We start from the raw sequence: 14681 nt of genomic DNA, 5'->3' as shown, positions 1-14681 counted from the left end.
GTGGGGATCACCGCCCGCGGCGTCGGGCTGCTCGTCGCCGCCGTCGTGCTGCTCGGCGTCGGCTTCCGGTACGCGTACCCGGAGCTGACCGTGCTCGGCGCGGCGGCCGGCGTCGCCGTCGGGTACGCCCTGGTCAGCGCCGCCTGGCGGCCGCGGCTGGAAGTCGACCGGATCGCCGACCCGGACCGGGTGGCCCGAGGTGAGCCGGCCGCCATGACGCTGACGATCCGCAACACCGGCCGACTGCGGGCGGCGAACCTGGTCGCCGAGGACCGCTGCGGCGGACGCCTCGTCCCGGTGCCGCTGCTGCGGCTGCGTCCCGGCCGGGACACCCAGGTCCGCTACGACGTGCCGACCCACCGCCGGGGCGTGGTGCCGGTGGGGCCGCTGCGGGTCACCCGCCGCGACCCGCTAGGCCTGGTCGCGTTGGCCCGCTCGTACGGGGGCACGGTGCCGGTCTGGGTGCACCCACGGATCCACCCGCTGACGGCAGTGCCGACCGGGGCCGGCCGCAGCCTGGACGGGCGGACCGACAGCGTCCCGCACGGCTCGATCACCTTCGACTCGCTGCGGGAGTACGTGGTCGGCGACGAACTGCGCCGGGTGCACTGGCGGACCAGCGCCCGGGTGGGCGAGCTGATGGTGCGGGAGAACGTGGACACCAGCCTGCCCCGGATCGTGGTGGTGCTGGACAACCGGACGGCCGCCCATCCGGAGCGGGTGGACGGGGTCGCCGAGTCGTTCGAGTCGGGGTGCGAGGCGGCCGCGTCGGTGGTGGCCGCCGCAATCCGGGAGGACCTCCCGGTGAGCCTGCTGCTGGTCGCGCCTGACGACGACTCGACCGGCGGCGGGCCGCTGGACCGGCTCGCCGCGGTCGAGCTGGCCGACCGGGGGGCCGACGCGCTGCGTACCGCGCTGAGCCGGCTGCGGCAGGAACGGCTCGGCGACAGCCTCGTCTTCCTCACCGGGCCGGGTGCCCGCAGCGAGCTGGGGTACCTGGGCGCGCTGCGCGGGGCGTACCCGTCGGTGGTGGTGGGGGTGTTCGGCGCGGCCGACCCGACGCCGGCCGGCGCGGCGGGCCTGGTGGTGGTCGACGCGGCCGACGGCGCGGAGTTCGCCGCCGAGTGGGACGGGATCCGCCGGTGGTGACGGTGTCCCCGGCCCAGGCCCGCGCGGACGGACCGGGCGTGCCGGCCGGAGATGACGCCGGGCCGGGCGGACGGTGGGCCCGGTTGCTGCGGGTGGTGCCGGTGCCGCTGGCGCTGATCACGATGATCGCCCTGGCCGGCGTGGTGTTGGGCCGGGTGTACGCGGGTCCGCTGCTGACCCGGCTGGTGGTCGGCGCGGCGGTCGGCTCGGTGCTGGTGAGTGTGGCCGCCCGGCGGCTGCCGTCGTGGCTGGTGGCGCCCGTGTCGGTGGCCGCGCTGGCCGGGTGGACGGCGCTGTCGTTGCGGCTGGCGGCCAGCCACGCCGGGCTGCCGGGCAGCCTCGGCGAGGTGACCGCGGACGCCGCGCGCAACGCGATCCCCCGGCTGCTCACCGCGATGATCCCGGTGGAGCCGGCGCCGGACACCGTGCTGGTGCCGCTGGTCGCCGCCTGGCTGGCCGGGTTGACCGCCGCCGAGGTGGCGCTGCGGACCGGCCGGGTGCTGCTCGGCTACCTGCCACCGGTGTTGCTCTACGCGGGCGCGGTCTACGTGGTCGGGCCGAACGCGGACCCGGCGGTCGGGCCGACGGTGCTGTTCGCCGCGGTCGCCGCGGCCGGGCTGGCGGTGCCGTCCGGGCAGCGCACCCCGGCCTCGGCCGATCCGGCGGCCGGCCTGGCCCCGGCGGTACGCGCGGCGGTGCGGCTGCGGCTGCTCGCGGCGAGCGCGGCCGGGGTGGCGGTGGTGGTCGCCCTGGCTGCCCTGCTCGCCCCGGTGGTGGCCGGCCAGGTGGACGACCGCCCGGTCGACCCGCGCCGGTACGTGGAACCGCCGCAGGTGGAGTCGCTGGACGAGAACCCGCTGATCCGGATCTCCGGTTGGGCGCTGAACCCGGACCAGCAGCTGCTGGACGTGCGCACCGAGCAGGGCGCTCCGGAGCAGGGTGCCCGGATCCGGCTCGCGGTGCTCAGCGACTACGACGGGGTGACCTGGCGGGTCGGCGCCACCTATCGCAACGCCGGGCGGATCCTGCCCGCCACGCCCACCGCCCCGGACACCACCACCGACACGGTGCGCCAGGAGATCACCGTGGCCGACCTGACCGGGCGGCTGCTGCCCGCCGTAGCCACCCCGCGTGAGGTGACTGGCGCCCGGGTGGCGTACGACCCGGCGACCGGGACGCTGATCCGGCCGGAAGGCCTGGTCCCGGGGCTGCGCTACACCGTCACCTCGGTACGCGAGCGCCCGGACACGAACCTGCTCGCCACGGCGAACGTACCGGCCGGCGACGCGGTGGCCCGGGTGTTGCGGGTGGCCGACGGGGCGCCGGAGCAGTTGCGCCGGCTGGCCACCCAGCTCGCCGAGGAGAACGGCGCCCCGTACGCCCGGGCCGCGGCGATCGAGGACTTCCTGGCCGAGCATTACCGGGTGACCGCGGACGCGCCGAGCGGGCACGCGTACCCGAATCTGGCGTTCTTCCTGTTCGGGCCGCGCAACGGCGGCGGGCAGCGGGGCACCTCGGAGCAGTTCGCGGTGCTCGGCCGGCTGGCCGGCCTGCCCACCCGGGTGGTGGTGGGCTTCACGCCCAAGGGCGATGGGCCGGTCCGCGCGGCGGACGCCCTCGCCTGGCCGGAGGTGCTCTTCGAGGGCGTCGGCTGGGTGCCGTTCGACCCGATGCCGCGGCCGGACGAGGAGCCGCGCCCGGTGGAGGAGGACTTCCGCCCACCCCCGGACGACCCGCCCCCGTCGCAGGTGCCGGAGCCGACGGCGGAGCCCACCGCGACTCCTCCGGCCGAGGCCGCACCCGGTCCGGCCGCGGGCCGGCGTGGGCCGGGCCCGGCGGTGCTGGCCGGCGGCGGCACGGGCGCTCTGGTGCTGCTGATCGGGCTGGCGCTGCTGGTGCTGGCCACGCTGCGCCGGAACCTGACCCGGGCCCGGCTGGAACGGGGTGACCCCGGCCGGCGCGTCGCCGGCGCCTGGCGGGAGCTGACCGACGCGCTGCGGCTGGCCGGCGCGCCGGTCGGCGACGACCTGGCGGCGGCGGAGGTGGCCGCGCAGGCCCGCCGCACCCTGGCCGAGGCCCGGGCGGCTCTCGCCGGGGGCGGTGGCCCGGTGGTACCGGACGGCGCCCCCTCGTCCGGGTCGAATGGTGCGGTCGCTGACCTGCCGGGCGGGGAGTTCGACGAGTTGGCCCGGCTGCTCAACCAGGTGGCGTTCGCCCCGGGCACCGCGACACCCGATCAGGCGGACCGGGCGGCGACGCTGGCCGGTGGATACGTCTCGGCACTGCGCGACGCCCGGCCCTGGTGGCGGCGGCTGCTGTGGCGGGTACACCCCGGCCCGCTGCGGTGGCGCCGCTGACCACGCGTGCGCTGGCGAGCGCCGGTAGCCGGGCGGCGTGGGGCCATCTTTTGACCGGCGTCGCCAAAAGTTCTGCCGCTCTGATCGAAGTATCTAGACACATCGATACAACTTTCATAGTGTGACCGCGCGGCCCGAGAGCGCTCTCTCGATGATCCATCGGCGCCGGACGTGGAGGTGTGCTCGACGACGCGGGCCGGCATCGGGGCAACCTCGGCTGCGGCGCGGAGGCGCGCGCCCTGCATGACGGTTCGGTCAGGAAGGGGATCCACATGAAGCGACCCCACCCCACCCGTCGATGGCGACCAACGGCGGCCGCCCTCCTCCTGCTCACTCCGGGGCTCATCGTGGTCGCCGCGGCGACCCCGGCCGCGGCGGCGATCAACCCCGCAGACTTCCAGCAGGTCACGCTGGCCAAAGGCGTGGCCGAGACCGGTGAACCCATGGCACTCGCGGTGCTGCCGGACCGCTCGGTCCTGCACACCGCGCGCAACGGCACCCTGCGCCGCACCGACGCCGCCGGCAACACCTCGGTGATCGCGAACATCCCCGTCTACACGCACGACGAGGAGGGCCTGCAGGGCGTCGCCGTGGACCCCAACTTCGCCAGCAACCGCAACATCTACCTCTACTACGCGCCGCCGCTGAGCACCCCGGCCGGCGACGCCCCCGCCACCGGTACCGCCACCGACTGGGCGACCTGGACCGGGGTCAACCGCCTGTCCCGGTTCACCCTCAACGCCGACTACACGGTCAACCTGGCCAGCCAGGTCACCGTCCTGGAGGTGCCCACCAGCCGCGGCATGTGCTGCCACGTCGGCGGTGACATCGACTTCGACGCGGCCGGCAACCTGTACCTGTCCACCGGCGACGACACAAACCCGTTCGAGTCGTCCGGCTACACGCCGATCGACGAGCGCACCAACCGCAACCCCGCCTACGACGCACAGCGCTCCGCCGGCAACACCAACGACCTGCGCGGCAAGGTCCTACGGATCAAGGTCAACGCCAACGGGACGTACTCGATCCCGGCCGGCAACCTCTTCGCGCCGGGCACCGCCAACACCCGGCCCGAGATCTACGCCATGGGCTTTCGCAACCCGTTCCGGATGAGCGTCGACAAGGCCACCGGCATCGTCTACCTCGGCGACTACGGGCCGGACGCGGGCACCACCGACCCCAACCGGGGCCCGTCCGGCCAGGTCGAGTTCGACCGGATCACCGGGCCGGGCTTCTACGGCTGGCCTTACTGCACCGGCACCAACACCACCACGGAGACGTACAACGAGTGGAACTTCGCCACCAACTCCACCGGCCCGAAGTTCAACTGCACCGGCGGCCCGACGAACAACTCCTTCCGCAACACGGGCCTGACCACGCTGCCAGCGGCCAAGCCCGCCTGGATCCGCTACGCCGGGGACGCCGGCTCCCCACCGGCCTTCGGCGGCGGCTCCGAGTCGCCGATGGGCGGCCCGGTCTACCGATACGACGCCACGAACCCGTCGAACACAAAGTTCCCCGCCAGCCTGGACGGGCAGTACTTCGCCGGCGAATTCGGCCGCGGCTGGATCAAGCCGATCGTGGTCAACGCGGACGGCTCGCCAGGTGTGATCGACAACTTCCCGTGGAACGGCAAGCAGGTCATGGACATGGCCTTCGGCCCCGACGGGTCGCTGTACGTCCTGGACTACGGCACCGGCTACTTCAACGGCGACGCCAACTCCGCAGTCTACCGCTACGACTACGTCGGCGCCGCCGGCAACCGCGCCCCGACCGCGGTCGCCAGCGCCGACAAGACATCCGGCGCGGCACCGCTGGCCGTGACGTTCTCGTCGGCGGGCTCCAGCGACCCCGATGGCGGGACGCTGACCTACTCGTGGGCGTTCGGCGACGGCGGCACCTCCACCGCCGCCAACCCATCGCACACGTACACCACCAACGGCAACTATGTCGCCACCCTGACGGTGCGCGACCCGCAGGGCGCCACCGGCACGGCCAGCGTGCCAATCAGCGTCGGCAACACCGCCCCGACGGTCACCGTCAACAGCCCCGCCTCCGGGCAGTTGGCCGCCTTCGGTGACAGCGTCCCGTGGAGCGTCACGGTCACCGACCCGGAGGACGGCACGATCGACTGCACCAAGGTGACCATGGCCTACCTGATCGGGCACGACCAGCACGCCCACCAGATCACCTCGCAGACCGGCTGCTCCGGCACGATCACCATCCCAGTGGACGGCGAGCACGACGACGCGGCGAACATCTTCCCGATCTTCGACGCGTCCTACACCGACAAGGGCGGCCTCACCACCCACGCGCAAAACATCCTGGCGCCGAAACACCGGCAGGCCGAGCACTACAAGACCTCCTCGGGCGTCACCAAGTTCGCCAAGACCACGGCCGAGGGCGGCATGACCGTCGGCGACATCAACAACGGCGACTGGATCCAGTTCGACCCGTACAAGCTCAACAACGCCACCTCGTTCACCGCCCGGGTCTCCTCCGCCGGGGCTGGCGGCACGCTGCAGTTCCGCACCGGCTCACCCACCGGCACGATCATCGGCTCGGCCGCCGTCACGCCGACCGGATCGTGGGAGACGTTCACCACCGTGAACGGCACCGTCAGCGGCGCACCGGCGGCCACCACCTCGCTGTACATCACCTTCGCCGGCACCGGCACCGGCGCGCTGTTCGACCTGGACAGCTTCACGTTCGTCACCGGCAGCGCACCGGCGACGAACCTGGCCCTGAACAAGCCGGCCACGGCGTCCAGCGTGGAGAACGCCAGCTTCCCGGCCGCCAACGCGGTGGACGCGTCACCGACCACGCGCTGGTCGAGCGCCTTCTCCGACCCGCAGTGGATCCAGGTGGACCTGGGCGCCACCTACACCGTCAACCGGGTCCGCCTGCTGTGGGAAGCGGCGTACGGCTCCGCATACCAGATCCAGACGTCCGCCAACGGCACCACCTGGACCACGGTCCGCTCGGTCACCGGCGGCAACGGCGGTGAGGACGACAACACCGGCCTGAACGCCTCGGCACGGTACGTGCGCATCTACGGCACGGCCCGCGGCACCGGGTACGGCTACTCGCTGTTCAGCTTCGAAGTCTACGGCTAAGGAAGTATCGATCATGTTGGGCAGACTGGCCTTCTTCTGCGTCGCCCTGGTCACCGCCGCGCTCGGCCTCGCCGCCGTGCCGGCCCAGGCGGCACCGGACTTCACCGTGCTCGTCTTCAGCAAGACCGCCGGATTCCGCCACGACTCCATCCCCACCGGCATCCAGACGATCCGCGCCCTGGGCACGGCGAACAACTTCGCCGTCGAGGCCACGGAGGACGCCACCCAGTTCAACCCGACGAACCTGGCCCGGTTCAGGGCGATCATCTGGCTGTCCACCACCGGCGACGTACTCAACGCGACACAGCAGACCGCGTTCGAGAACTACATCCGCGCCGGCGGCGGCTACGTCGGCGTGCACGCGGCGGCCGACACCGAGTACACCTGGGCCTGGTACAGCGACCTCGTCGGAGCGTACTTCGCCAGCCACCCGGCGATCCAGCCCGCGACTGTCCGGATCGCCGACACCACCCACCCGGCGACGGTTGGCCTGCCGGTCGCCTGGAGCCGCACCGACGAGTGGTACAACTACCGCACCAACCCCCGCCCGCAGGTGCACGTCCTCGCCACCCTCGACGAGTCCACCTACACCGGCGGCACCATGGGCAGCGACCATCCCATCTCGTGGTGCCGGGCCTACGACGGCGGCCGGTCGTTCTACACCGGCATGGGCCACACCATCGGCAGCTACGGCGAAGCCAACTACCGCACGCACCTGCTCGGCGGCATCCGCTACGCCGCCCAGGGCACCGGCAACTGCCCGGTCGACACCACGCCACCGCCGGCCGACCTGGCGCTGAACCACCCGGCGACGGCCTCCAGTGTGGAGAACGCCTCGTTCCCCGCCTCGAACGCCGTGGACGCGTCCACCACCACGCGGTGGTCGAGCGCGTTCTCGGACCCGCAGTGGATCCGGGTCGACCTCGGCGCCACCCACACGATCAACCGGGTGCGGCTGGTGTGGGAGGCCGCCTACGGCAAGAACTACCAGATTCAGACATCGGCCGACGGGAACACCTGGACCACGATCCAGACCGTCACCAACGGCAACGGCGGTGAGGACGACAACACCGGCCTGAACGCCTCGGCGCGGTACGTGCGCATCTACGGCACGGCCCGCGGCACCCAGTGGGGCTACTCGCTGTATACCTTCCAGGTGTACGGCACGTGAGACCGGCCGGCCCGGGAACCTCGCGGCTCCCGGGCCGGCACCCCGGAATCCATAGGTTCAGGGTTCGAGTCCCTGGCGGCCCACTCCTCCGCAGGTCAGCGGCCCCGACCGGGGCCGCTGTTGCCTTGATCGGGGCCGGTACAGCAGCGAAGTACAGCAGTAGCGCCTTACCGGTCCAGTGCGCTGCCGAGCCGCTTGAGGGCGTCGCGGGTGGCCGCCGAGGACACCACCGTGTAGATCTCCATGGTGATGGCGAACTGCGCGTGCCGAAGGATCTGCATCGCGACCCGGGGATGCACGCCCAGGTCGGCCAGGAGGGAGGCGCAGGTGCGCCGGGCGTCCCTGACGGTGATGCGCCGGACTCCGGCTGTGTCGCAACGCCTGTCCGAGAAGCGGTTGAAGTTGCGCGGCTCGACCGGCCGGCCGTAGCGGGTGGTGAAGATGAGGTCCGAGGGCTGCCAGGCGGGGCCGGCGGCATCCCGGGCAGCGGCCTGCGCGACACGGCGGCGGTCGAGCGCCGCGGTGCAGATGTCGGGCAGCGGCAGGGTGGCGCCAGACTAGCACCGGGTATCGACACGTCAACCCGCCGTGACTCCGGTTCACTGAATGGCGAGCCCGCTCCTCCTTGCGGGTCTGAGTGTCAGCAGACGCACTCGAAGAACAATCCGCTACTCGCTGGGGTCGCGATCCAGGCTGCCCGGACAGGGGCATGCCGTTGCGTCTCCGCCCAGGTATCCGCCAGCGCTGCGGTTCGTAGCGGCCCGGTGGGAGGGAACCTGAACCCCGTGTCATGGACGTCGAGATTGTCAAGACCGATCAGATCGGGCTCATCGTCGAAGGCCATCTCGAAGTCGAGCTGCCAAAGTTCGGGCTGCCAGTAGGGATCGTCATGGTCACCGACATCAGCGATGGCCAGCTGTCGGGTGAAGGTCAGAATCAGGCGGTTGTCACTCCAAGACCGTCGGCCCCACTGGATGATGAAGCCATCAGCATCGGAGTCCGGAGTCGAGTCGATGCCGTCGATGTCCAGTTGCAGGAACTCAGTGAACCCCACCCATGCCGCCTCGACATCGGTCACAGAGTCCTGCTCGACGCCATGCCGCCGCAGGATCTGCGCGAACACGTCAACGCTGGTCCGCCAAGGGATGTGCATGTGCTCAGCATGCCCTGATGGACCAGGCCGGCTGCCGGCCGGTGTGGGAGGACTTTCTGTACGTCTATCGCGTGCGGCCCGTATCGGGCCGCACGCGCCGCCGCCCGGGCGCGCGTCCGCCGCTCCGCTGTCGCTCCACGCTCGCCACGCAACACGCCCGGCGGCTGGCGCGACAAGCGGGAAGCCCGGGGCCGCCACAGACGGTGGCGACGTGAGTGGGTGAGGTTGCAAGGCCGGCAGCCGGCCGGGGTGCGACGGCCGTCGCACCGCCGCGCCGTAGGGCGGGTCACCGCCGGCCGTGGTGGGGATGCGGCGCGGAGGATGCGGAGCCGCCCCTCCGGCCTCAAGGGTGCTTCGCATCGCTGACGGACGCGACGGCCCACCGGGCCGCCCTTGACCCCGGAGCCTCTGCGACCCCTCGGGCCGGCGTTGCCGGCAGGCGGGGGCCTGCCCGTGTACCACGCGCAGCATCCCCACCACGGCCTCGTCGCGCACCGACCCATCGCCAGTCGCCATCCGACCGGCCGTCAAGGTTCTCTTGACAGAGTGGACCGAGCGAGCGGCCTGCTCCTCGGAGGGGCGGCCTGGCGGGAAACGGCGTGACCTATGGGCCAGCGGCGACAGGCGAGCGCTGGCTCTCCTCCGGCGGCCAACGTCAATAGGCAATCGCGGCTATAGTGGCCTGGTGCACTTTACTCTTACATTTCAAGGGCGTCTGCCGAGTAGCAGCAATGCCGCAGCCAAGAATCGGATCCGTGCCGACCTGCATCCGCAATTGAAGGAGCTTTGGCGAACGCACCCGGCGCTTGTGGGTAACCTCGAATGGGTGTCGCGGTCAGTGGAAGACGACCCCGAAGCAAAGTGCGGTCAGCTCCTTAAAAAGATCCGGGGCCACGATTTTGCTGTGCTTGTCCATCCGTCTATGCAGTTGTATGCCGAGCTTGACATATTCATTCTTCGCCCCGAGCCTCCGGGTGCGGTGATCTCCCACTCCGGAGATATCGACAACCAGCTAAAGACATTGTTTGATGCGCTAAGGAGGCCAGTTGACGAAAGTGAGCTTCCCAAGAGTTGGACGCCGAGTCCGGACGAAGATCCTTTGCATTGCCTGCTGGATGACGACAAGCTCATTACTCGCGTGAACGTTAACACTGACAGGCTACTGAAACCGAATGTCGACCCCAAGGATGTCGAGGTGACAATACAGGTCACGATTAAAGGCATCACGGCAACGTGGGGCAACATTGGGCTGATAGCGTAAGTTATGGACTCCCCCATTCGGCCGCTCGTCAAAAGCCCTCACCTGATCGTCAAGCTGACAATCATTGGCCCAGATGGAATGCCGGCAGAAAGCCCGTATGTCTTGCGAGAGGGTGCCAACCCCTTCAAGTGTCTTGCTACGTATGTAGACGGCTCGACATCTCCCTTCTCCCCGTACTGGACGTGTCCATTGCTGCGGCGTGGGGGTGGCGTTGACCTGTGGAGTCTATTTGGACGACAGCGACGCGATAGTGTAGTAATCCATGCTTCCAAGAATCAGGAGCGCTATCATGAACTAGCCTGCTGGGCCGTTGAGCCAGCACCCGACGGAAAGAATGTTTTTCCCTTCGCAGGCATCAGCTTCGACTACTCGGCGATAGAGGCCGATAATTAACTACGCTATTAGCTCTCCGTAGGAGGTGGTGAGTTGGCCCCGGAGCGTGGCGTGCCCGGCAAGTGCCCGATGCAGCTGCCAACACCGGCAAGAAAGGGCTTTCGTCGCGGCGGCAACCTGAACACTTCGTGTTCATCCGTCGGGCAGTACAACTACCAGCAGTCAGGACCAACCCGATTCCCAAACTGACAGTGGCCGCCGTTCGAGTGTGCGAGCCCTCCGGCTCCAGGATGGCCGGGGCTCCGTCGACGGTCGCAGTCCGTGGGTAGCCGCGATGCTTCGCTGTCCCGCGGCAACCTCAGGTCTCGCGGTGCGGCATGTCCAATTCGGCCCACAGGACAATGTTGCCGTAATGCGGAGGGTGGGCCATTACTTCGGCTATTCGCCTCTTTTCCCTTTCCCATCTGACAAAAGGATCCGTCGCGCTCGCCGGCACTCGCGTCGCCTGCAGGCCGCCAAACATTCGCCTCCCCTTTAGTTCATTGATTAGTTCAGCTTGAGCCTCTCTGGTTTTATGGCGTAGCTTCCTCATCTCAAGGTCAAGGCAAAGGAAAGACAAGCTCTCCTGATCAAAGAAGAGGGAGGCGCTCTCCGGATGAAAGGCCCTCAGTCCCGTCTTTCTGTCGCCATTCGAAGCGTCTTCCGGAGAGACGAGAAGGGTTCCGTCGCTGATATAGAAATCCGAAAGGCTTGCCACGTTGGCGGAGCTAAATGCTAGATCGATTCTTTCATCTATATGCTCAAGGCTATTTCGGATTTTCGCAACAGTGTAGATAGGTGTCGCCTTCGGATCTGAGGGTAAATTCAGCAGCCTCTTCAGCTCCCGCACTCTCCACTTGGCCGCCTTCGTTGCTTCCTTCTTTGACTGGTTTGTCTCCTCCTCGCTAGAGCATGGCCAACCGATCGCTTGTGGATTCTTGTTCGTGACAAGCCGGTTCACCACTATTGCGGCAAAGAGCGCGGCTTGCAGATGTCGCCAGATGGTCTTGAGGTGAGCGCCCCGACGCCAAGCCTCAACAGCTTCCTCGGTGGCTTCGTTGTATATCTCAGCCTGCCTTTCCACTTCGCCCAAGTAGAACAGCAGTCTCAGCTTCTTCGTAGTTTCATCGTCTGAGTCACGAACCGATTGCACCGGGATTCGCCGTTTCGGGGTAGGTCCTGTCACGTCTGCTTCCTCACGTTCAGCACAGGCTCATGACGTTGCCCGACCATCTCGCTGGTAGCAAGTGGTGACGGCGATCGCGCAGAGGTGGCCGGCCTACTGCCTCGACGCCCTGGGAGAATCAACGCCGGACGATGGCCCGATGCCAGTGACGCGGGCGAACCTAGCCGGACGAGGCTCCCAGGGCTTACAAGCGAGGCGTCGGAGCGAGCGTGACCTAGGTTCATGCGAGCGGACGAGGCCTAGGCCCAGGTCATCGCCAGGCCGTCAAGTTCGAACCAGCACTGACCCACGAAGACCATCAACGCCCGGCGTTTGCGCAGCTCAGCGTCCGAGTAGACCGTCTTCGTCCACGCGCAGTAGCCCGGCGACAGATCAACGCCAAGTGTCAATAGCCGACTAGCAAGACCCCTTCGAAGGGAAGCTGTAGGCGCTGGCTAGCGTAGATGGCGTTGAACTGGTCTCGGGCGTCACGAAAGGCTGGCACCGCTACCTCACGGCCCCCGCTCTGATGGCGATAGGCAACCGGAAGCAGCAGGGGCGAGATACCGTGCATCGAGGATGAGGCTGGTTCGAACGATGTCCCGGTAGACCGCATTACCCCGAGCGCCGCGCCCGGCTTCAGCCTCTACGACGATGCCGTAGCCATCGTGGAAGGCGTCGATCTCGTAGGACACCTCTGCTCGCCCATTGTCGCCGAACAGGACGGGCCGGCGGATCTTCCCGGCAACCGTCTTGCCCGTTTCGACCACGAAGCCGAGCCCTTGGAGTCCGGCAGCAAGGTGGCGTAGCACCATGTCACTCGTGACACCGATGCGCGGCTCAGTCGTCGAGATATGTGGCGCAGCGTCATGGATCACGGAGAGGAAGCCCTCGACCCACTCTGGCGGCCGAACGTTGCGGGGGTAGTAGTTCCACGCCGGGTACGACACCACGGCAGGCTAGCGGCCCTGGCGAATGCGTGCTGGCTGTGGTGCCGTAGAGGATCTGGGCCGTTGCTGGGCCGTCTGGGCCGACGCCGGGCCGTCGAACGCGACCAACCATGACCGACGACGACCGCCAGCACCCGAGGAAACAGCAGGTCAGCCGCCACGTGAGAACGGCTGGCCTGGTGGGCGACGGACGAGTCGACCTGTACGCCGGATTCTGCAAACACCCGAGACCACTTGTCGGGTGCCGGACACATGCCCATCACTGACCGCATGCGATCCATTACGTTCGATCTTCATGAAGAGTCTGGCGCGATACTGGGGCTATCTGGCGTTCGTCATCCTCATTACGGCTTGGTGGACTCGCTCCGTGGGGCCAGTGGCGCTACTCGTGCTGTCCCTGCTGGTGACCGGCTTCTTCCTGTTCCAGGCCCCTGTCTGGTGCTGCGCCGTGAACCGCGACGGGACCTTGTGCCGTAACAACTCGGCTGGCCTGCTGCTTGGTTGCAGCAAGCGGCAGCACAAGTGGCAGAAGCTCAGGATGACGTTCGTTCCACATGCCTGGCGTCAGATGAACCGCGGGCTTTGGGCGTCGCCCAGGGAAGGACTGACGACCCTAGGCGCCATCGTGGGGATTCTCTCGACCATCGTGGCGACGGCGATCAGCGTTGCCGGGCAGTTTGCAGGCAAGGCGTGACCGAACCCCTAGGGCAACAGCGCCCAAGCGCAACTTAGGCCGTCTCCGGTCTACCTTCCTACGCGGATGCGGTCGGCGGCGTACAGCTCGCGGGAGCCGTCGGCCCGGAAGACAACGAGCACCGGGACACCTTCCCCGATCTCCAGCTCACGGCGCTCAGCAGGCGTCGGCATCCGGGCGGAGGCGGTGTCGCCCTTGAGCAGGGTCACCGTCTCGGCCGGCTCGACGGCCCGGACGAAGGTGCCGCGCGGCGGTTTCACGATCACGAGCCCTTCCGACCGGAGTAGCGCTATCGCCTGCCGCACACTCGTCCGGCTCAGCCCGTGCTCCTGAGCCAGCCGCAGCTCACTTGGCAGCGACGCACCGGGCGCGAGGTCGCCAGACGTGATCCGGTCCCGCAGGAGGTCTGCGAGCTGCCGGAACACGGCCCGATCCGAGCTGGGGTCGATCACGAATGTGACGCTACGTGTCCAACAGTTCTACATCTTATTGTATCTACAGTCCTACGTCGGTACGGTGAACGAGCAGGCGCGGCGGTCGGATGACCAGCTCAGGCCCGGCCGCCGTGCCGTTGACCCATGCCTGAGGGGAGAGCCGGTGCTGCGCGTCTCGTACGAGGAGTACCTGATAGCCGTCGCCCTCACCCTCGCCCGGCGGCACCGGCCGGTCTGGTCGTGGCGCAAGTGGCGGCGGATCTGCCGCTGCGGAGCCGATCTGCCCTGCCACGCCCGGCACCGCATTCCCATCAACCGCGGCCACTGGCCAGGAGAGGAGGCGCAGTGAAAGCCGACCAGGAGCAGGCGATCCTGGCCGAACACGTCCGAGGGATCGACGGCATGTGCGTCGGCTGCCGCGCCTGGTGGTCGCGGCTGACGCCGTACCCGTGCTGGCAGGTGGACTGGGCGACCAGCCGGCAGGCCCGGACGATCACGACCCGCTTCCTCGGCGGTGTGCGGTGACCACCCACGGCCCCGTCATGCCGATCTGGAGCTGCGGCGGCTGCAACGCCGCCTGGCCCTGCCCGACCCGTCGACGGGAACTACAGGCCGAGTTCGCCGACGCCCCGGTGTCCCTCACCCTCTACCTCGGCTCCTACCTCGTCCAGGCTGCCGAGGACCTGACGTGGGTGCCAGCCGGCACCCTGCACCACAGGTTCCTCGGCTGGACGCGGGAAACCGGCGGGTCGCGTCCGCGCGAGTGGTGTAAGTGAGCGTCCGGGAACTTCACCAGTTGCCGGTGCGGGCGAGTCGGCGTGACATGGTCATGATCATGGCGATGTAGATCATGGCTTCG

Annotated in this window: 12 protein-coding genes and 1 pseudogene; 8 read left to right on the top strand and 5 right to left on the bottom strand. The window is 68.8% G+C overall.

Features of this window, described 5'->3' with window-relative positions; genetic code table 11:
• The 4 genes from A6A27_RS36875 to A6A27_RS36860 all read left to right on the top strand — a co-directional run bounded on the left by A6A27_RS36875 (position 1) and on the right by A6A27_RS36860 (position 7793).
• Entirely contained in the window at positions 1-1149 is a 1149-nt protein-coding gene (locus tag A6A27_RS36875; protein ID WP_073839295.1) for a DUF58 domain-containing protein, read from the top strand.
• A complete protein-coding gene (locus tag A6A27_RS36870) occupies positions 1125-3506 on the top strand; it encodes a transglutaminase family protein (RefSeq protein ID WP_443190028.1) in 2382 nt (793 codons plus the stop codon). Before A6A27_RS36875 ends, A6A27_RS36870 begins: the two co-directional genes overlap by 25 nt.
• A 272-nt stretch (positions 3507-3778) precedes the next feature.
• Complete coding sequence (locus tag A6A27_RS36865) at positions 3779-6622, top strand: PQQ-dependent sugar dehydrogenase (RefSeq protein WP_073839309.1); 2844 nt, start codon at positions 3779-3781, stop codon at positions 6620-6622.
• Between the two features lie 13 nt (positions 6623-6635).
• Positions 6636-7793, top strand: coding sequence for a ThuA domain-containing protein (locus A6A27_RS36860; RefSeq protein WP_083673164.1), 1158 nt, complete (start codon positions 6636-6638; stop codon positions 7791-7793).
• A 167-nt stretch (positions 7794-7960) separates the two neighbouring features.
• Here the strand turns inward: A6A27_RS36860 and A6A27_RS46985 are convergent.
• Positions 7961-8350, bottom strand: a pseudogene (locus tag A6A27_RS46985) (tyrosine-type recombinase/integrase); the annotation flags it as partial.
• 83 nt (positions 8351-8433) lie between these two features.
• Positions 8434-8946: a hypothetical protein gene (locus tag A6A27_RS36845; protein WP_073839293.1), complete on the bottom strand. Its 513-nt coding sequence runs from the start codon at positions 8944-8946 to the stop codon at positions 8434-8436.
• A 685-nt stretch (positions 8947-9631) separates the two neighbouring features.
• Here A6A27_RS36845 and A6A27_RS43840 point away from each other — a divergent pair.
• Positions 9632-10207 carry a hypothetical protein gene (locus tag A6A27_RS43840; protein WP_073839292.1) on the top strand — a complete coding sequence of 192 codons (576 nt, stop codon included), beginning with the start codon at positions 9632-9634 and terminating at the stop codon, positions 10205-10207.
• 691 nt (positions 10208-10898) lie between these two features.
• On the opposite strand, the gene A6A27_RS43835 is transcribed toward A6A27_RS43840, so the two are convergent.
• Both A6A27_RS43835 and A6A27_RS43830 read right to left on the bottom strand, forming a co-directional pair.
• Positions 10899-11765, bottom strand: coding sequence for a hypothetical protein (locus tag A6A27_RS43835; protein WP_143194370.1), 867 nt, complete (start codon positions 11763-11765; stop codon positions 10899-10901).
• Positions 11766-12256: 491 nt separating this feature from the next.
• The gene (locus A6A27_RS43830) at positions 12257-12694 is read right to left on the bottom strand and encodes a hypothetical protein (protein WP_143194369.1); all 438 of its coding nucleotides are present in this window, start codon (positions 12692-12694) and stop codon (positions 12257-12259) included.
• Positions 12695-12989: 295 nt separating this feature from the next.
• Here A6A27_RS43830 and A6A27_RS36835 point away from each other — a divergent pair, with 295 nt between their 5' ends.
• Complete coding sequence (locus A6A27_RS36835) at positions 12990-13388, top strand: hypothetical protein (RefSeq protein WP_073839291.1); 399 nt, start codon at positions 12990-12992, stop codon at positions 13386-13388.
• Positions 13389-13438: 50 nt separating this feature from the next.
• On the opposite strand, the gene A6A27_RS36830 is transcribed toward A6A27_RS36835, so the two are convergent.
• Positions 13439-13840 (bottom strand): GntR family transcriptional regulator, encoded by a 402-nt coding sequence (locus tag A6A27_RS36830; RefSeq protein ID WP_073839290.1) that lies wholly within the window; start codon positions 13838-13840, stop codon positions 13439-13441.
• 126 nt (positions 13841-13966) lie between these two features.
• On the opposite strand from A6A27_RS36830, the gene A6A27_RS36825 reads away from it, so the two are divergent.
• Both A6A27_RS36825 and A6A27_RS36820 read left to right on the top strand, forming a co-directional pair.
• Positions 13967-14347 (top strand): hypothetical protein, encoded by a 381-nt coding sequence (locus A6A27_RS36825; RefSeq protein ID WP_073839289.1) that lies wholly within the window; start codon positions 13967-13969, stop codon positions 14345-14347.
• Positions 14344-14598, top strand: coding sequence for a hypothetical protein (locus A6A27_RS36820; RefSeq protein ID WP_073839288.1), 255 nt, complete (start codon positions 14344-14346; stop codon positions 14596-14598). Before A6A27_RS36825 ends, A6A27_RS36820 begins: the two co-directional genes overlap by 4 nt.
• Positions 14599-14681: the final 83 nt, after the last annotated feature.

The sequence above is a fragment of the Micromonospora sp. CB01531 genome, assembly GCF_001905095.1.
Classification (GTDB): domain Bacteria; phylum Actinomycetota; class Actinomycetes; order Mycobacteriales; family Micromonosporaceae; genus Micromonospora.
This window is presented reverse-complemented; position numbering and strand designations above follow the sequence as displayed.